Genomic DNA, 17,464 nt, shown 5'->3' with positions numbered 1-17,464 from the left:
TAAACAAATATTATACTAATTGAGCAAGTCACAAAAAATAAAAGAAATTAAATATTTATAACTTTGTTGACAGCTATCAGATATAATGAACAATAATGCTATTGAATCTTCTTTTCAGATTTACTCGCCATCGCTGGTTTTAGGGTTATTCATTAATGCCATTAAATTAAATGCTACAGTTAATATCATTTACTTAAAGGGTAGATATGTTTTTGGTAATGGTAAATCCTACGGAAGCTATTATTATGATCAGCTGTTTTCAGAATCTGACAATATTTCCTTAGGTGTTAAAATTTCATCTTTATTACGTTCAAAGATTCAGAATAATGAGATTTATCTTCTAAAAGGATTCATAGAAAAAAGTATTAAAAGTTCTTCTATAGAACTTCGTTTTGTTGTTGATGAGATTATACACCAGGAGGAGCGGGCTATTTCAGAAGAAGATGTCGTTCGATATTCCCTAATCCAAAAGAAACTTGAGAAAGGTTCTAGGGATCTTGAGAATTTAATCCGAACGAAGATCCTGCAAAATCAACCAATAAGAATAGCTAATATATATGGTAATAATGCTATAGTTCAACACGACTTTAAGGAGGGACTGGATGTTTCCCAAAAATATTTTGATATCACAGAACATAGCTGCAATATCACTTCTTCGACATCATTGGTCGCCAAACTTCAGGAGCTTTCCAAAAACCAATACGATATTATTGCTTTAGTTAGAGGAGGAGGTGACCGTCAAAGCATGGAAACCTTCAATGACATAACGCTTTCTAAATTATTTATTGATCTTGATGCAGTAACTGTAACTGCAATCGGACATACAGTGGATGAAAGCTTATTGGATAAATTAGCGGATAAAAGATTTCATCTGCCACACGATTATGGTGCGGGTCTGCATTTTATTGCTGAAAAATTATCTAATGAAAAATCCAATTCAAGAGCATTATTAATTGATGAGGTTAAAAAAGATGTTTCAAAGCAATATTCAGAACAGATTAAAACTTTAACAGAACAGCTGGCTAAGAGAACAGAAGAATTCCAGAAACTTCAGGAGAATTCTGCCAAGCAGCTGTTGGATACTAATAAAACTTTTACGGAGCAACAGAAACAAAGACAGGAAGAACTGGAAATTTACAAAAAAGAAATTGCTGTTCTACACGACAAGAATATATTGGCTGCTGTTAATGAAAAGACTGCTTCTTTAAACATCGATCTGGAAATGATCAAAAAAGAAAATATCAGGTTAAATCAGCAAATGCAAAGTACCAAGACTGATTATGTAAAAATTATAATCGCTTTTGTATTGGCACTGATGATAGGATTTATCTTGGCAAAGCTGGTTTAGATATATCTATATTTTTTTAGGCAAAGCAAAATCGGCTTTTTACTTTTTGGAATTTTATGAAGCATAGATTTTTGTAATGACGCCCTGGCCGATAATAATCGAATTTAGAAGTAAATCGAAATCGATTCCTTCATAAATTTGTTCTAGTGCATCCTTTGTTTCTAATAGATTTATGTTCGCACTGACTGTATCTCCGGAATAAATTATCTCCGTTTCAATGAAGCTGTGATTGGCTAGGAATTCTTTGCTGTCAAAAGGGAATCTGACGGTTGTTCTGAATCCTGATGAAACAGGTGTCGAAATACCCCCACTATCTTCAGGAAGAAAGGTTAATAAGGCTTTAAAGTGAGGCTTTTTTTTCATTTTGAAGTATTTCGTTTTGACTTCGTTTGATTTCAGCTGCAATTTAGTGTAAATATATTTTTTATCAATCTCTAAATGTTTCTTGAGTCTCAATCTTACATAAATATCTTAGAAACCCCAATGATTTAGTCGAACCTTTATGTAGACCAAAGCCTCAATATTCATTATGAATCTCAGCCTATCTCATTTTCTATAGCAAATCTATTCTGTTGTCCCTGCTGAAAAAATCTTTTATAATATTATTCCTAAAAATGTTTCAGTAAATTTAAGCGTCCCGTAGGATTTATAGCAATATCTACGACCAGGACACCATACTTATCAAATATTACTACGTTTATTTGATCCATTAAGCCCATTTTTTGAGTTCATAGGCACTTTCCCAGAAATGATATTCCATTCTTGAGGAGGTTATGAATGCTTCCGTCATTTTTTTTCTGATAATGGGGGTCGTTTCTGAAGCCACCTGATCACAGAGACTGATCGCCTGTTCTACAGCACCTGCAAACTCTTCTCCGCCATAAGTATCAATCCATTTTTGGTAGGGATTGTTTTCAGATTGCAGATAATTGTAAATGTGATCACCGACTTTTTTGTAAATCCAAAAGCAGGGTAGTACTGCAGCCATCGCAATCTCTACAGACTCCAATGCCGCTGTACTTTTTAGATAATGAATGTAGTGATGGCAAGCAGGCTGTATTTCTCCTTTTTCAGTTAAACCGAAGTCTTTAAAGTATGATTCGTGCAATAGATTTTCTACGACGATGGCAGTTTCCGCATATTTCAGATACTTTAAAGTGTGTGTGATATCGTTTGCTCTTGCGGCAATCAGTGCTAATGCTCTTCCAAAGTGTTCGAGATACAAAGAATCCTGAGCCATATAGAACTGAAATTTTTCTTTAGGCAAAGTACCGTTTGCCAACTCAGCTACGAAAGGCATCTTAAGGATCGACTGATATCGATCTTCGCATTGTTTCCAGGTTAATTCAGACCAGGTCATTTTTGATTAATTTATGAGGGTTAAAAAAGTGATTTAATGGACCGTTGCCCCGCCCGGTAAGTACATCTTTTCCATGTTTGATGGCTTCAAAAACATAGTGCTGTGCCAACGCTACTGATTTGTCTAATTCTTCACCTCTTGCAAGGTATGCTGCAATAGCCGAAGAAAGTGTACATCCTGAACCGTGGGTATTTTTAGTGATAAATTTTTCTGTTTCAAAAGAGGTTTGATTTTCTTTCTCATTAAAAAATATAGAGGTTACTGTCGACGATTCCTGGTGTCCGCCTTTCAGCAGAATATTTCTACATCCAAACTGTAGAATTTTTTTTCCTGCCACCTGCATATCATCTAATGTTTTCACTTCCATCCCTGCAAGTATGGATGCCTCGTCCATATTGGGGGTGATGATGTCCGCAAGCGGGAACAGTTTTTCAATAATCGTATGGATGGTTTCCTCTTCTATCAACCGATGTCCGCTTGTCGCCACCATTACGGGATCGAATACGATGGGAATTTTTGGGTATTTATTCAAAGTGTTTACTATTGTTTCTACCAACTCCGGGGTGTGAACCATCCCAATTTTAATGGACTGAGGAACGATGTCATCCATCACTGCTTCTATCTGATCGGCTACCGCTTCTATTGGGATAGGATAAATCTTCCTTACGCCCATTGTATTCTGTACAGGCAGAGCAGTCAGGACAGAAGTCGCATAGCATCCGAGCGCAGAAAACGTTTTGATATCCGCCTGAATTCCCGCACCGCCACTGCCGTCAAAACCCGCTATGGTTAGGACAGAAGGATAAGTGTATTTCTTCATTTCAATATTTCATTTTTAAGTGTGAATGCCGCTTTTTCTGGATTTTCTGCTGCACAGACAGCGGATACCACTGCGATTGTGTCTGCTCCTGCTTTGATGATCGCATTTGCATTGGATATATTAATATTTCCAATGGCAACAAGCGGTTTACTGGTTAGTGATCGTATTTTAGACAAACCTTCCAGTCCCCATTCTGTAACCGTATCTCTTTTAGTATTGGTGCTGAATATGGGACTGACTCCCAAATAATCTGATAGCTCCGTGTATTCATTTTCCAACTGAGCAAGATATTCAATGGAATATCCGATGATCTTATTCTTAAAAAATTGCTGATTTCTGAGAGCTGATGGCGATACATCATTGTTCCCAACGTGAATGCCTGCAGAATCTACTTTTTTAGCAACTTCAGAATGATCATTAATAATCAGGGGAATGTTGTATTTATCGGTAATTTCTTTTAGTTTTAAAGCTTTAAAAAGAAAATCTTCAGTTGAAGCATCTTTTTCACGAAGCTGAATTATGTCAACGCCACCTAAGATTGATTGTTCAGCCACTTTAAGAAAATTCTTGCCCAGGCAATCTTTTTCGGAAATGACCAAATACAATTGATAAGGAAATGCAGAATGTAAACTCATCATTCGACCAGCTTTAGATGAGCGAAAAATTCCTCTTCCGTCAGATTATATAATTTGTCGATGAGGTGGAGCTGTAAACTTCCGGGACCTGTACTTTTTTCAGCGGCCAGTTCTCCTGCTATACCTATCAAACTCATTGCGGCAACCACAGCTTCCGTCTTATCGTCAATAACTCCGGTGAATGCACCAATGAGTGCTGTTGCCGAACAACCGAGTCCCGTTACTTTTGTCATCATCGGATGTCCGTTTTTCAAATAAATAATTCGATCGTGGCTAACAACAATATCAGTTTCACCGGAAATACAGACCAACGAATTGTAATTTTGGACTAGCTTTTTTGCAGCTTCAACGGTCTGATCACTTTTTGCCGTACTGTCTACTCCTTTGGTAGGCGTAGTATTCGCCTTTGCGAGAGCAATAATCTCGGAAGCATTGCCCCGGATAACTGTAGGATTTAAGGATATTAGCTTGTTTAAAACTGAGTCACGATAGGGACTAGCACCTGCTCCAACGGGATCTAATATCCAGGATTTTTCTGATTGGTTGGCTTTATTAGCTGCTAAAACCATTGCTTCTTCCCAGTATTCATCAACCGTTCCAATATTGATGACCAAAGCATTTGAGATAGTTACCATATCTTCCACCTCGGATTTTGCGTGGGCCATAATTGGCGAAGCGCCGATTGCTAAGAGTGCATTGGCGGTATTGTTCATCACGACGTAATTGGTGATATTATGAACGAGGGGCGAAGTTTTTCTTACGTGCAGGATGTGTTGCCAGAGATTGTTTTCCATTCTAATATTTTTAAAAATAAAAGCTTTAGGATAAATCCGAACAACAGTCATTATTAGATCAATAATGATTTATTGCTTTTCCCTACGTCGGTGTAAGCCGTATCAGGTTCAAAGGGACTGTCTCAATTCTTTTCAGAATACCCCTAAAGCGTAAAGCAAAAGTATTGAAAAATTATTACTTTTTAAGATGCAGGTAAAATGTTTTCAAAGAATTTCATAATATTCTTTTTTAATTTCTCGAAAATACTGGAGGTTCCAAATTCCTTATTGTCATACCCGATGGGGAATCCTTGCTCAACATACTGATTGTTTTTCGAAACAGTCAGGTTTTGAAAGTAACGATTAACGGTTCCTTTTTCATCCGTATGAATATCCAGATATTTTACAACCGTATTTTTAGAAAAATCCAAGTTGCTGATGTCGATGGTTTTTACCTCTTTTTTAAGGTCGGATCTGAAATACAGATGCATTGTCTTCGTATCAATAACTGTCTGCCATTCACCGGGATGTATGGAATTTAAAATATTCCAGGCATAATCTACAGGTTTCTTATCATATTTATAATTCTTCAGCATATAATAGGCACGGTTATAACGATCTTCCCATTTTTTGTTTTGATCAAAATCAAACTTTTCATTTCCGCCAAGAAAATCAAACTTTTTAGCCGCATTCAGGTCCTTGTGGTACTGATTATTGCACAGCAGAGGCATAGGCATTTCCTTGCTGGTAAGTACGGTGTATTTCCCGTTCAATAAAGCAATCGTTGCAGAATTTCCTTTTGCGTCGGTCAGGAAAAAGTGACTTCCCGCCGCATTGGGCCACCAGTCAATGTTTGGACCATCATTAAGATGATCTACGACTTCTTTTACCGTTTTGTAATTATCCAGCTGATACTGAATCCATTGTGCCCAGAACATATCAGCCTGCTTGGGATTGTAAAGTTTAGTCGTTTCTTCCAGATATAATTCAACCAAAAAAAGACCTTTTTCGTTGACGCCATAGCATGGGAAATCATAGCCTAAAAGATTAAAGGTAACGGAACCGAATTTTGAGGTCCATTGTTTATTGGCCTGTGTTTGATCAGTGGTCAGATTTTGCCAGCTGATGTTTCTTTTCGGGACATCGCGTTTGTTGATCACGATCATTCCTGGCATTGTTTTCCAGTTTTCATTGAACCCAACGACATTGTGATCTTTTCCAGTCAGTAAAAAAGCGGAGCAGGCTTCACTTTCGACCGAATAAGCAATAGAGAAAATTACAGTAAGGCGAAAAAAGAAAGAGTTCATAAATGATGGTTTATTGATTTATTATTAATACAATCAGGAATTCATCTACATTAGATTGTGTAATTTACTTATCCTGTTTGAATTTCGCCAGAAAACAAAATTGGTACTAGCAATGTTTTTTTGTGACTGGCACGATATCTCACTATCTACAATCAAATTTACCATAATCGACACATAAAGGCAATGGTTAGTTTTAACCATTTAAAAAAATCTAAGTGGGCACTAAGGCTAGAGTTTATTTTAATAGCGAATCGTAGAATTGTCAGAATTCTGACGGCATAATGGATATAAATATTATCGATAACTTAGATGTTGTATTTGTTTATTTGAATTTGATAGTTTTGTAGAATGAAGGAATTTACAGACTTTTTATCACAATTTGGAAATTTGAACCGACAGCAAATTGAATTAATTGGAAGTAAATCAATTACACTGAAGCTGAATAAGAATGATCACTTTTGGGAGATGGGAAAAGCATCAAAATATGTTGGTTTCGTTAAAAGCGGAATTCTTCGCGTTTATTACAACAATGATAAAGGAGATGAAGTTACCCATTACTTGGTTGAAGAAAATCATTGGCTCTCAGATTGGGATAATCAGGATCAAAGTGTAATACCGATCGCAAATTTGCAGGCTATAACTCCATGTTCTTTTGTAGCATTCTTAAAAAAAGATTGGAACTTGCTATTACAGTCTGTTGATGGATTAAATGATACCATTCAGAAGATCATTATAAATCATAAGTCAAAAAAACTGGAAAGAAGGAGCCGGTTGATCTGCGAAGACACTACTGAACGATATTTGTCTTTCCTCGAGCAATATCCCAATATGGTCAATCGCATTCCGCTTTCCTATGTTGCATCATACCTGGGAATGAAACAGCCATCCTTAAGTAGAGTAAGAAAAAACATCCGCTGATCACTTTTTCACAAATGTGAAAAGATTCTATTTTTTGTTGATTCAAATTTGCAATATCAAATTTTAAATCGATAAAAAATGAAAAAAGTATTCATTACCGGAGCCAATAAAGGAATTGGTTTCGCTACAGCCCAACAACTTTTACAAAAAGGATTCTTTGTGTATCTCGGATGCCGCAGTTTGGAAAGGGGTTCACAAGCCTTGGAACAATTGAGATCAGAAGGATTGACCAACGCCGAAATTGTGCAGATTGATATTACCAGTGACGAATCTGTAACAAATGCCCGGATTGAACTTGCCAAAAAAACAGATGAATTAGATGTATTAATAAATAATGTAGGTATTACAGGAAATATGCCGCAAGATGCTTTGACAGCAACAGTTTCTGAATTCGAAAACGTCTTAAACACTAATTTATACGGAACTTTAAGAGTCATTCAGGCGTTTACGGAGCTATTAAAAAAATCTGAAGAGCCACAAATTATTAACATCAGTTCAAGTATCGGCTCATTAACGCTTCATAGTGATGTTAAATGGAAATATTTCGAAAACGCCAATCTATTTATGGTGTATGCAGTATCAAAAGCTGCACTCAACATGTACACGATTTCGCTGGCAAATCAACTTCCGAAGTTTCGAATTCATCTCGTTGATCCGGGATTTATAAAAACCGACCTGACAAATAATCAAGGAAGCGGAACACCTGAAGACGCTGCAAAGACAATTGTGAGTACGGTAGTGGACAAAAATGTACCGTCAGGAAAGTTTGTTAGTCAAGATCATGATCCTGAATCACAACAATGTCCGTGGTAATGATTTAGTTCTTAGGGCAAAAACATAATCTCTCCCTCGAGCTAAATTTTTCAATTTGGCAATTTTATAAGACTACGATATCTTAGGAAAGCATAATGCAAATCTAAATAGTAGGTCTTTAATTGGCTGTTGGATTATTCAAATTTAGATAATATAATCGGGTGTACAGCAACAACCATACGCCCGATTATTCAAATAGTCTGCTTATTACAACATATACAACCCTCCATTCACGTTCAGGTCTGTCCGCTAATATATCCGTTAGTTACCAGCAATAAAACCGCTAACGCTACTTCGTCGGTCTGCCCAAATCTTCCGACAGGAATAAGATCAGGTTTTATGTTTGAATTGTTTTTGACCATATCGGTTTCTATCATTGCTGGAGCACTCATATTGTATGTACCACACGCTAGTTTCATAAACTACGACGGCAGTTAGCTAATAATATTGCTTAATCAATCTTTGTAATTCAAATTATATAAAAAAATAATGTGGTATATTAAAGTATATTATTTACCATAAACGTGAATAAGCTTCCTATCTTACTGCATCCATTATTTACATCAAAATCCCCTACATCTGTACAGAATACACGTAAGGTAGCATTCACTAAAATGCTTGTCTAACCTTACTTCCGATCAGAACAAAAGGGATGATTCCCACGAGTAATAATGTCCAGAACCATAATGGGTGAATGGCAATTATCCATAGCCAGATAATCACCGACATAATACTTATTCCCACAATAATTAGTTGTCTCCTTTCACCTCCGCAAATAGATGTCATAATACCTCCTGCGATACAGCTTATGTACACGCAGGCTAATTTGATGATAAGTTGCACAACATCATATGAGGTCAAAGTCAGATGATCAAACAGTTGCAAAGAGGCTGGAAATAGGGCACCCTGCAATTTGGCAAATATGGAGCTTAAAAGCCCAATGGTACCAAATCCTATGATAGGCGACAGTAGTTTTATGAGGCTCATCTTTTAACTGATCTTAAAGTTCAACTGCTCTTCATTGAGTACGATTGGATCGGTCATTATTCTTTTCAGTTCGATGTCGGATGCAGACCTGAAAGAGTCTACAAACCGGTCAAGCTTCTGCGCATCAGCAGGGATGAATGAAGAGGCATTGTTTCTGGCATTGCCCTGAAATTTACGGATGATGGGTTGCATCAATATATTATAATTGCTGCAGGCGGATGTCAGGTCATCGGGCGTTTTGCTGATAAAATGTGATAATGCCTTTGCTCCGTAAATAGAAAGCGAGGCTCCCATACCGGAGAGGGCGGTGGGGCAGTATCCTGCGTCACCCAGCAGAACAAGGTTCCCATTGACCAGATCCGGAGTCTCTACCATTCCCATCTTATCAACAAACATTAGGCCTTCCTCTGCAAAACGGGTGAGCAGATCCTTTACCTCGGTGCTATAATCATTGAAAGAGCTTTCTAATAATTCCGCCGACCTTTGCTTTATCTTTGCAATATCACCCGTATGATGGATGTAGCACTGGATAGCAATTTCGTTGTTTGCAATCGGGTAGATGGAAAGCATTTTATTCACATCAATATAGACCTTAAAAGCACCTACAGGATACGAATGTTCAGCCTGCAGCCTTCCACCCATATACAATGTATTGAAGTCTTCCATGTGTGAATTGGTAAAATAGCGTTCCCGTGTTGAAGAACGTAAGCCTTCAGATATAATTACAAGATCTGCTGCCATCCGAGATCCGTCAGAAAGTGTCACCTCGGTTTTATTATCCGTCGAAGTGATCTCGGAGATTGTTGTGTCTAAAAGAATGTTTACTTGGCCTTTTAGATTTTCATATAATACGTGGTGAAGTCCGCCACGCGAGATCAATACCGAGCGTTCAATATTCTCATTCATTTTTTCATAGCTGATGCGTTGGATGACCTGCTCATCTTTTTCCAGGAAACTTACAAACTCGGATGGGGAAGATGCCGCCTGCAATTCTTCCATCAAGCCGAGTTCTTCCATGATCCGGACACCGAAACTCTTCAGGGAAATTAGAAAACCTGCCCTAGTAAAAGATAAAGCCCTGTCGATCACCGTAACTTGATGGCCCTGCGCTGTTAGCAATTTTGCGGCCGTTAGTCCAGCAATTCCACCACCGGATATTAAAATGTTCTTTTTCATTTCTATAATTTTTTAAATGCTTATTGCAAAATTAGTTTTACATTTAAGTATAAAATAGTCCTTTTCGTAATAATAATAGTCCATAAAAATGAATTTATCTAAAAACAGGAAGCAGATGCTTGATCTGGCAGAGAGATTGGGAGTGCCTGCATCGGACTTCAGTGACAACCTGAACCTTTTGCGGCTTAATGAGGTTCACATTGTTGATATGCTTCCGGAAATGTTATTAATGACCCGATCTGTTATTGCGGAAGAAACATTCATATACAGAAGAAAACCTATCGATGCTGTTAAAAGTGGTCTGCTTATATCTTTCCAGAATATTTCCGGCTATTCTTCAGATCATAACGAGAATCACTATAATGAAAAATCACGTCAAGTAAGGCCTCATGTCCGGATAAGTCCTCTCCATCTGGAAAGTGAAGTGGTGTTTCCGAAAGGATCTAAGATCAGTCAAATCACGATACTGATCGAACTCGATTTTCTCAAAAGTTTTATCGGAAAAGATCAGGAGACATTCGCTTATCTTTTCAATGATGAAAAAACTTTATTGATAGAAGAATTTTTGTCACCTGACATGGCCGACCTGGTGAATGAAATTGCAGGAACTCCTGAGATGGGTATACTCTCTGAAGCTTACTACAAATTGAAAGCATTGGAGCTGCTTTACCTGCTGTTTAAAAACCTTTCCATGCGGCAGCAAGTCGTGCATCAGAACCTGCGGGCTGATGAGATAGCAGGTCTTTACCGTGTAAGGGATGCCATTTCATCTTCACCAGAACGACCGTTGACGCAGGATGAGCTGGTGAGGGTCAGTGGAATGAACATGCTCAAACTCAGAAAGCTTTTTACACAGATCTTTGGAAAGGGCATCTATGAGTATGGCCAATACCTGAGGATGCAGGAGGCGGCTAAACTGATGCAGGAGAAGAATCTTTCGGTCTCTGAAACAGGATATCAGCTAGGCTTTACCAATCTGAGTTATTTCGGAAGGTTGTTTGAGCAACATTTTGGCCTGAAACCCAAGAAATGGAGTTCGCAGCATCGGTTGAAAGGCAAGTAAGTTTATATAATATAATCGTCAATAGAATATGGAAAACCATAAATTATAATCTTGTAACATTGAGATATTGCAGATGAAATCACAAATAAATCAATTAGAGTATTTATCGATTAAACCCGACAATTCCCTTTCAGATATAGTAGAAAGTGTCTGGATGGTAAAAAATCATGATGATGAAAAAAGAGAAGGGATCATCGTTCCTGACGGGAAAATAGATCTATTCCTTTTTTCAGGAGAAGATGAGAATTTTGAGATCTTTATATCGGGGATTTGCACCGGGCCTGTCATCAAACCACCATTCCCCCGATCGACGATGTTTGCCATAAGCTTTCATCCGATAGCCGCTGAATATATTTTTAAAAAATCTATTGCGGATTTAAAAGATACTAAACAAACTCTCCCTTGCGATTATTGGGGATTTTCTAAAAACGATCTGGAACACTTTGAGCAATTTTATAAGAAAGCCTGCGAGATTGTTAAGGCAAAACTTGAAAAGAAAATCGATGACCGTAAGAAGAATTTGTTTGAGCTGATTTATTTATCAAAAGGAGAAACAACTGTTGAGGAATTATCAAAAAAAGTTTCTTGGAGCAGCAGGCAGATTAACCGCTATTTTAATGCGTGGTTGGGAGTTTCATTGAAATCATACATAAATATCATCCGTTTTTCAAATTCATTGAAACAACTGAAAAAGGGCGATTTCTACCCGGAACTTAATTATGGTGATCAATCCCATTTTATAAGGGAAGTAAAGAAATTCGCTGGGGTAAAACCTACGATCTTAAACAAAAACGAAAACGACCGATTTATCCAATTGAGCCTGATGCCGGAAAATTAATTTTGTTTGATCAATATAACAGATAAAATTATACAAAATGAGTTTGAATCATATCAATCTGGTGGTAAAGGATGTAGACAAGGCTTTGCATTTATTTACAAATTATTTCGGCTTCAGCATGATCACCAACCGAAACAGCAAAATGGCGGTTCTGGAAAACAATGATCAATTCGCCCTTGTGATCTGGGGACAAGTATTGAATAAAAAGGAAGATATACCTGAGTATCCCGAGAATTTTCATATCGGATTTTATCAGCAAGATCAGGAAGCTGTTTGGAATATGTACTTAAAGCTTCAGGAGGAAGAAAACTTACGATTTGAAGAAGAACCGAAATCGATCAGAAATACGTTTGGGTTCTATTTCTATTTTGAAAATCTTATGATAGAGATTAGTGTGAATCCGTTTAAGGAAAGTGTTGGATGATTTTATGCTGACAATAATTTGACCTCAACAATCCAGAAGTCATTCTTTTGACGTAAATTATCAAGGAAATAATATAATTCGGTGTACCAAGAATTGCTTCAAGCCAAAGACGATCATATAAAACATTTAGTGCCTATGATGAAGTTAGTTCATTTTGTGATCAACAGTACAATTCATAATTTAAGGTGAAGTTGCTATCGGTGCCGAAAAGTATATCATTACTATTATACATTGAATTATACCAACTCTAATAGAAAATCATAAAAATTTTTTTAGGTATAACGATTCCTCAATAGGATTTGTGAGTCTTCTTCTGGAATACTAGTCTGATAATAGCAAAACATCCGGGGATCATCGGTAGAATGGCTGTCCACATACCAGGAAAGTAGTATTTCCCCGTCGTCTTGTAGTAAAAGTTAGGCATATTTTCGATCACAGATCCTTTGATGGAATCCGTGATAGGTTGGGGATTATGTGGTACAAGGTCAGGAATAATTAATGGAAAAATAAAGTGCGTAAATTCAGCGACACCAGGACCGATGAAAATAAACCAGGCTACAAATCCGGCAATAGGAATTCTGTAATACAAACCCAATGAGGTCAGTGTATAAATGGTTGGTCCTACCAGTGCAAATACCATGAGGAAACTTTTTTCACTCCATGGAATTCCAAATAGACGGCTCATTGCAGGAGCGAAGCCCATCTGGTACTCTTCAATAATATGGATCTGCAGTGCGGCGACTGTAAGAACAAAGAGTGGTAACATCAATGATGGACTGACAGGATTTCGTAGATAGGTCCTATTCCAGCAAAAAAATGCGATAAGTGCTGAGCCGCCAACGATAATGACGGGTGGAAGTCCGATAGAAAAATATCCTGCTATTGGGGTAATAATGATAATGAGGATTACTAAAGCAACGCTGAGTTTTTGATTAAAGAACAATGGATGAATCATAGCGGTATGAATTTTTGGGCAAATTACAAATCCGCTTAGTGCCCACATTTATCAAATGATAAAATCTCTATTTCACCCTTCGAATCCTGCTCAAGGACACTTGGGTAATTCCCAGATAGGAGGCAAGGTCGGCCAGACTGATTCTCTGTAGGAGATGCCCCTGATCTTTTAAAAATCTATTATATGCAACAATTCCCGTTTCCTCGAGCGAATGGCTCACTCTGCTCATCATTTCAATAACTGCCATAGAAAGGAGCTTGCGGTAAAATGTTTCGATCTGATGATACTCCTTACATAATGTTTGAAGATCATCATAGAGAATATAGCTTACCGTAGAGTCTTCGAGTGCTACAATATCGTAAATGGAAGGTTTTTGTTGAATAAAACTATCCAACACCGAAAACACATTGCCTTCCGAAAAGAAGCGCATCGTAAATTCCCGGCTGTCAGTAGTCAATAGGGTTTTTACAAGCCCGACATTTAAAAAGTATATTTTATTGCAGATCTTCCCTTCCTCTAGAAGAATATCCCCTTTTTTATATGCTTGTTCCCTTATTATAGGATGTAATGCACTGCCGGATTTTTCATCCAAGCGGCAATGATGTTCTACAAATTGAAAAAAATCTGATGGTTTTGAATCGATTGGGCTTATCATTTTGACAGATGTTTTATATTTAAAAATAACTAATTTAATTATACTGTTTAAAATACTTTTAAAAGAGGGTTAAGTTACGTACGACGGAGACTCTTGGTTCTTCACCTATGAGGATAGTCATAAAATCGACCAGATTAAGAGAAATCAGCATGTCAATCTTATCTAGCAGATTGATGATATGTCATTTATCGAATGTACCTGCACCGGTGATATTTTAAAAGATAAAAGTATGCTTAAAGAAAAATGGGTTTAAGACCTTGATAAATGTTTTTCGGAAGGTATCGATACTCCCGGTATCTGAATGATCAAAGTGCGAGCAAGCAGGGTGCGATTCTGGCTTAAAGAGGAAGAAGGTAAATATATTGTATAATCTTCGTTATGGATGATAGCCTGTAAATGAGTAAAGAATAAATGTGCTGAATACAAATCCCGACCTTGGTCGGGATTTATTATGAAATTAAAATTTTAATATGCTTTATCTAATCACCTTTTTTGTGGTGATGAGGTTTCAAAGCGGTTTTGTTTTTTGGAGTCTCCTTATTATCTCTCTGGCGTTGGTCTAATTTACCTGTTGACTCCGCTGTCTTTTTTGGACCTGGCTTAATTCCCATTTCAATTAAATTTATAGATTAATGGTGTGAATGATTCATAATTAGTGCCAATCTGTTAAATTTAACTTATAAGATTTTTAAAAGGATCTAAGTCAATTGATCATTCTCAATTCGCTCTGTTCTTCTCCTCAAATTTAACATTCCGATCCTGTGCTTTTACTTTTCTATTTCCAAAATTGTAAGTCAACGAAACGGTCAGGTTTCGTCCGTCATAGTAATTGTTGAATGAGTGGATTGAGTTCTCATAGTAGATCTCCCCGTGACTTTTAGCCTGGCGGAAAATATCAGAAACATATACATTCATCTGAAGATCTTTGTTCATCATATTTAATTTGACGCCGGATGTGAAATTTCCGACAAAATATGAATAAACATTACCCATATTTGAAGGCAGTCGAAACCAGTAATTCATAAAAAATTGGATTGTTTTGTCTTTTTTTAAAGCAAAACTATTCTGGAGGTTGAAAGTCGTGCTGTTTCCTTTTCTGGAAGCTGCATCGGTCGCAAAAACCTGCGTTTCCATATGAGAGAAATCACCTGAGTAATTTAATTCCCAGAAACTGAATAAAGTGTCTGAAAAACTTACGGAAATCCCGGTACTGTTTTTATTAAAGAAATTATAGAAGTTGCTGGTCTTATTTTCTCCATCTAAAACTACAAGCTGGCTGAAAGCATCTAATTCTCTCTGAAAATACGCAGATGCAGAAAATTTCCCTTTATACAGGTAAGAAAGTTCAAAATTATGATTGATAGAAGGATTTAAAGCCGGGTTTCCGGAATAGTAGGAGTTAATATTCGTATACCAGCGAAATGGATTGATGGCACGGAAGCCCGGCCGGTTGATCCTTTTGGAGTAATTAATATTGAAAGTATTGTCATCATCAGCTTTGTATGATAGATAGAAGGTTGGAAACAGTTTACCATAAGAACTTTCTGTCTCCTGCCCGGTGGAGGCTGATACACCGTTGACAGTCGAATATTCATATCTTAAACCAGCTTTGATAGTCCATTTTTCTGTCAGTTGCTTTTCCATGTTCATATATGCAGCATAGTTCTTTTCTTTATAATTAAACAGATTGGTTCTCAGCGGATCTGTAATAAAATTTCCGTTGATCAGATTTTGGTATCTGATGTCGGAGTTGTTATCAAAGGTGGTGAATTTAATACCGGTCTCTGTCTTTGCTAATTCAAACGGAAGCGTGAGATCTGCCTGACCGGAATATATTTTGTAATCGAGTTCAGACGGTGTTTTTACGATGAAGGCATTGCCGGAATTGTCTACCGTTGTAAAATCGATATTGCTTGAGGGCGTATTGGAAAAATAATTTCCGGTAATACTCAATTTGTTATCCCGCTTTCCGAATTTCAGATCATAGTAGGCGCTTATGGTGTTGTTTTTATTTTTAGTGCGGTGCTCTGCGTAAGTAGAGAGCGTGTTGGTATAGTTCCCTTTTTGAAAATAATCTGAAGTGTTCGTTATATCCATTCCGGAGTTTCCCATTCCGTAATCGTAGACCAGTCCCAGACTTGATTTTTTATTGAGCTCATAGTCTATGCTGTAATTAAGTCCGCCGCCGTTCCAGAAATCTCTTCTGTCATCCGAGCTTGCCATTCCGTCATTACCTGCGATCTTGTAGTTCTCATAAGAATGTTTCTGGCTGTCATACTGCCTGAGCTTCAGTGATGACCTTAGTTTTTCACCTTGATAATTGACCGTTGCGGAATTGGAAAATCCGGCATAGGTGGTCTGAAAAAGACTTGTTGTCAGGTTGCCGCTCCAGCCCAAGTTCTGGTTTTTCTTTAGAACGATATTAATCAATCCACTATTACCCTGAGCTTCATATTTGGACGGCGGTGCGGTAATGACCTCTATTTTTTCAATGTTTTCCGAACGCAGACCTTTAAGGTAATTGATGAGCTCAGTTCCTGTAAGATTCAGCATCCTGTCATTGATCATCACTGCGATACCGCTTTTCCCGACCATGGAGATCCCCGCATTTTCATCAACTCTGATTTGCGGTGTGTTGTTGAGCGCTTCTATACCATCCATTCCCTGGGAAGCAACAGAATTTGCGATGTTAAAGACCAGCCGGTCCGCTTTTCTTTCGATCAATTTCTTTTTCGCTATTACGACTACGCCTTCGATCTCTTTTGCAGGCTTTTTTTCAACGGCAAAATCGTGTTTTGTAGTGCCGTTGACTGTGATATCATCTTTTAAAACTTCGATACCGTCAAGAATACAAACTATTTGATAAACTCCATCTTCAGGAAGTTTCAGAGTGAAATTCCCTTTTTCGTCGGAGATAATAGTTTGTTTTATTTGTTTTTTAGAGGCAATGATCTCTGCATATGAAACCTCATTCCCTGATTGAGTGATCTTTCCTGTGATACTTTGTGATAAAACGAGAAAAGGAGTTATTAAAATAACTGAAAGCAATGTCTTCTTCATGATTGTATAAATAGTTCATTATTATGACAATCGTAAGCAACTCTCTGTTACATGCAACGCCCTATTTTTTTGTAATGGTTTGTTGAATCAATTTTGGAAAGTGCAGTTGTTGAGTACTTTTTTTTATCAGATCACACATGATAGGGGATGTTGATTGCAAAATGATAAAAACAGTAAGCTTTCAGATAGTAAAATTTTTTTGCCTGATGTCAATCGGGTCTTCGACTTGTCATATTCTCCCTTCAATTCATTCTACTGACGTACATATGCTGCATATCTGGAAATGTATATCGATCAACTTGCTCAAAAATCAAATGCTTACTCAATTAATC

Annotated in this window: 18 protein-coding genes and 1 riboswitch; of the genes, 6 read left to right on the top strand and 12 right to left on the bottom strand. The window is 37.4% G+C overall.

Annotated features, from left to right (window positions below; all coding sequences use genetic code 11):
* The first annotated feature begins 85 nt into the window (after positions 1-85).
* The gene (locus KI430_RS05120; RefSeq protein ID WP_248877191.1) at positions 86-1,348 is read left to right on the top strand and encodes an exodeoxyribonuclease VII large subunit; all 1,263 of its coding nucleotides are present in this window, start codon (positions 86-88) and stop codon (positions 1,346-1,348) included.
* Between the two features lie 54 nt (positions 1,349-1,402).
* Here KI430_RS05120 and KI430_RS05115 read toward each other — a convergent pair whose 3' ends face one another.
* The 6 genes from KI430_RS05115 to KI430_RS05090 all read right to left on the bottom strand — a co-directional run bounded on the left by KI430_RS05115 (position 1,403) and on the right by KI430_RS05090 (position 6,243).
* Entirely contained in the window at positions 1,403-1,711 is a 309-nt protein-coding gene (locus KI430_RS05115) for a hypothetical protein (RefSeq protein WP_248877190.1), read from the bottom strand.
* A gap of 346 nt (positions 1,712-2,057) precedes the next feature.
* Positions 2,058-2,708, bottom strand: coding sequence for a thiaminase II (gene tenA, locus KI430_RS05110; RefSeq protein WP_248877189.1), 651 nt, complete (start codon positions 2,706-2,708; stop codon positions 2,058-2,060).
* A complete protein-coding gene (gene thiD, locus KI430_RS05105; protein WP_248877188.1) occupies positions 2,695-3,528 on the bottom strand; it encodes a bifunctional hydroxymethylpyrimidine kinase/phosphomethylpyrimidine kinase in 834 nt (277 codons plus the stop codon). Before thiD ends, tenA begins: the two co-directional genes overlap by 14 nt.
* Positions 3,525-4,163: a thiamine phosphate synthase gene (gene thiE / locus KI430_RS05100; RefSeq protein ID WP_248878270.1), complete on the bottom strand. Its 639-nt coding sequence runs from the start codon at positions 4,161-4,163 to the stop codon at positions 3,525-3,527. The genes thiD and thiE overlap by 4 nt, the downstream gene beginning before the upstream one ends.
* On the bottom strand, positions 4,163-4,957 hold the full coding sequence (thiM, locus tag KI430_RS05095) for a hydroxyethylthiazole kinase (RefSeq protein ID WP_248877187.1): 795 nt from the start codon (positions 4,955-4,957) through the stop codon (positions 4,163-4,165). The genes thiE and thiM overlap by 1 nt, the downstream gene beginning before the upstream one ends.
* A 62-nt stretch (positions 4,958-5,019) precedes the next feature.
* Positions 5,020-5,112, bottom strand: a riboswitch (TPP riboswitch).
* A 27-nt stretch (positions 5,113-5,139) separates the two neighbouring features.
* The gene (locus KI430_RS05090) at positions 5,140-6,243 is read right to left on the bottom strand and encodes a linear amide C-N hydrolase (RefSeq protein ID WP_248877186.1); all 1,104 of its coding nucleotides are present in this window, start codon (positions 6,241-6,243) and stop codon (positions 5,140-5,142) included.
* Between the two features lie 348 nt (positions 6,244-6,591).
* Here KI430_RS05090 and KI430_RS05085 point away from each other — a divergent pair, with 348 nt between their 5' ends.
* Positions 6,592-7,161, top strand: a complete 570-nt coding sequence (locus KI430_RS05085; RefSeq protein ID WP_248877185.1) for a Crp/Fnr family transcriptional regulator — start codon at positions 6,592-6,594, stop codon at positions 7,159-7,161.
* Between the two features lie 78 nt (positions 7,162-7,239).
* Entirely contained in the window at positions 7,240-7,974 is a 735-nt protein-coding gene (locus KI430_RS05080) for an SDR family NAD(P)-dependent oxidoreductase (protein WP_248877184.1), read from the top strand.
* Positions 7,975-8,210: 236 nt separating this feature from the next.
* Here KI430_RS05080 and KI430_RS05075 read toward each other — a convergent pair whose 3' ends face one another.
* On the bottom strand, positions 8,211-8,393 hold the full coding sequence (locus KI430_RS05075; protein WP_248877183.1) for a hypothetical protein: 183 nt from the start codon (positions 8,391-8,393) through the stop codon (positions 8,211-8,213).
* 571 nt (positions 8,394-8,964) lie between these two features.
* Positions 8,965-10,137 (bottom strand): FAD-dependent monooxygenase, encoded by a 1,173-nt coding sequence (locus KI430_RS05070; protein ID WP_248877182.1) that lies wholly within the window; start codon positions 10,135-10,137, stop codon positions 8,965-8,967.
* A gap of 88 nt (positions 10,138-10,225) precedes the next feature.
* Here KI430_RS05070 and KI430_RS05065 point away from each other — a divergent pair, with 88 nt between their 5' ends.
* The 3 genes from KI430_RS05065 to KI430_RS05055 all read left to right on the top strand — a co-directional run bounded on the left by KI430_RS05065 (position 10,226) and on the right by KI430_RS05055 (position 12,462).
* A complete protein-coding gene (locus tag KI430_RS05065) occupies positions 10,226-11,200 on the top strand; it encodes a helix-turn-helix transcriptional regulator (RefSeq protein WP_248877181.1) in 975 nt (324 codons plus the stop codon).
* A gap of 73 nt (positions 11,201-11,273) precedes the next feature.
* On the top strand, positions 11,274-12,038 hold the full coding sequence (locus KI430_RS05060) for a helix-turn-helix domain-containing protein (RefSeq protein WP_248877180.1): 765 nt from the start codon (positions 11,274-11,276) through the stop codon (positions 12,036-12,038).
* A gap of 37 nt (positions 12,039-12,075) precedes the next feature.
* Complete coding sequence (locus KI430_RS05055; RefSeq protein ID WP_248877179.1) at positions 12,076-12,462, top strand: VOC family protein; 387 nt, start codon at positions 12,076-12,078, stop codon at positions 12,460-12,462.
* Positions 12,463-12,751: 289 nt separating this feature from the next.
* On the opposite strand, the gene KI430_RS05050 is transcribed toward KI430_RS05055, so the two are convergent.
* From KI430_RS05050 to KI430_RS05040, 4 genes are all read right to left on the bottom strand, one after another.
* Positions 12,752-13,417, bottom strand: coding sequence for a hypothetical protein (locus tag KI430_RS05050; RefSeq protein WP_248877178.1), 666 nt, complete (start codon positions 13,415-13,417; stop codon positions 12,752-12,754).
* Between the two features lie 67 nt (positions 13,418-13,484).
* Positions 13,485-14,072 (bottom strand): Crp/Fnr family transcriptional regulator, encoded by a 588-nt coding sequence (locus KI430_RS05045; RefSeq protein WP_248877177.1) that lies wholly within the window; start codon positions 14,070-14,072, stop codon positions 13,485-13,487.
* A gap of 479 nt (positions 14,073-14,551) precedes the next feature.
* Positions 14,552-14,683 carry a hypothetical protein gene (locus KI430_RS18045; protein WP_262486415.1) on the bottom strand — a complete coding sequence of 44 codons (132 nt, stop codon included), beginning with the start codon at positions 14,681-14,683 and terminating at the stop codon, positions 14,552-14,554.
* 106 nt (positions 14,684-14,789) lie between these two features.
* On the bottom strand, positions 14,790-17,132 hold the full coding sequence (locus KI430_RS05040) for a TonB-dependent receptor domain-containing protein (RefSeq protein WP_248877176.1): 2,343 nt from the start codon (positions 17,130-17,132) through the stop codon (positions 14,790-14,792).
* Between the last annotated feature and the right edge of the window lie 332 nt (positions 17,133-17,464).

Origin of the sequence: Epilithonimonas zeae (assembly GCF_023278365.1) — a bacterium.
GTDB classification, from domain to species: domain Bacteria; phylum Bacteroidota; class Bacteroidia; order Flavobacteriales; family Weeksellaceae; genus Epilithonimonas; species Epilithonimonas zeae_A.
Note: the sequence above shows the minus strand (reverse complement) of the source record. Positions and strands in the feature narration are given on the sequence as shown.

What these genes read in the sequence shown, in the direction of transcription:
- KI430_RS05090 (WP_248877186.1), bottom strand. Translation starts at nt 6,243, where the DNA reads ATGAACTCTTTCTTTTTTCGCCTTACTGTAATTTTCTCTATTGCTTAT.
- tenA (WP_248877189.1), bottom strand. Translation starts at nt 2,708, where the DNA reads ATGACCTGGTCTGAATTAACCTGGAAACAATGCGAAGATCGATATCAG.
- thiM (WP_248877187.1), bottom strand. Translation starts at nt 4,957, where the DNA reads ATGGAAAACAATCTCTGGCAACACATCCTGCACGTAAGAAAAACTTCG.
- KI430_RS05060 (WP_248877180.1), top strand. Translation starts at nt 11,274, where the DNA reads ATGAAATCACAAATAAATCAATTAGAGTATTTATCGATTAAACCCGAC.
- KI430_RS05055 (WP_248877179.1), top strand. Translation starts at nt 12,076, where the DNA reads ATGAGTTTGAATCATATCAATCTGGTGGTAAAGGATGTAGACAAGGCT.
- KI430_RS18045 (WP_262486415.1), bottom strand. Translation starts at nt 14,683, where the DNA reads ATGGGAATTAAGCCAGGTCCAAAAAAGACAGCGGAGTCAACAGGTAAA.
- KI430_RS05120 (WP_248877191.1), top strand. Translation starts at nt 86, where the DNA reads ATGAACAATAATGCTATTGAATCTTCTTTTCAGATTTACTCGCCATCG.
- KI430_RS05050 (WP_248877178.1), bottom strand. Translation starts at nt 13,417, where the DNA reads ATGATTCATCCATTGTTCTTTAATCAAAAACTCAGCGTTGCTTTAGTA.
- KI430_RS05070 (WP_248877182.1), bottom strand. Translation starts at nt 10,137, where the DNA reads ATGAAAAAGAACATTTTAATATCCGGTGGTGGAATTGCTGGACTAACG.
- KI430_RS05085 (WP_248877185.1), top strand. Translation starts at nt 6,592, where the DNA reads ATGAAGGAATTTACAGACTTTTTATCACAATTTGGAAATTTGAACCGA.
- thiE (WP_248878270.1), bottom strand. Translation starts at nt 4,163, where the DNA reads ATGAGTTTACATTCTGCATTTCCTTATCAATTGTATTTGGTCATTTCC.
- KI430_RS05065 (WP_248877181.1), top strand. Translation starts at nt 10,226, where the DNA reads ATGAATTTATCTAAAAACAGGAAGCAGATGCTTGATCTGGCAGAGAGA.
- thiD (WP_248877188.1), bottom strand. Translation starts at nt 3,528, where the DNA reads ATGAAGAAATACACTTATCCTTCTGTCCTAACCATAGCGGGTTTTGAC.
- KI430_RS05040 (WP_248877176.1), bottom strand. Translation starts at nt 17,132, where the DNA reads ATGAAGAAGACATTGCTTTCAGTTATTTTAATAACTCCTTTTCTCGTT.
- KI430_RS05115 (WP_248877190.1), bottom strand. Translation starts at nt 1,711, where the DNA reads ATGAAAAAAAAGCCTCACTTTAAAGCCTTATTAACCTTTCTTCCTGAA.
- KI430_RS05080 (WP_248877184.1), top strand. Translation starts at nt 7,240, where the DNA reads ATGAAAAAAGTATTCATTACCGGAGCCAATAAAGGAATTGGTTTCGCT.
- KI430_RS05045 (WP_248877177.1), bottom strand. Translation starts at nt 14,072, where the DNA reads ATGATAAGCCCAATCGATTCAAAACCATCAGATTTTTTTCAATTTGTA.
- KI430_RS05075 (WP_248877183.1), bottom strand. Translation starts at nt 8,393, where the DNA reads ATGAAACTAGCGTGTGGTACATACAATATGAGTGCTCCAGCAATGATA.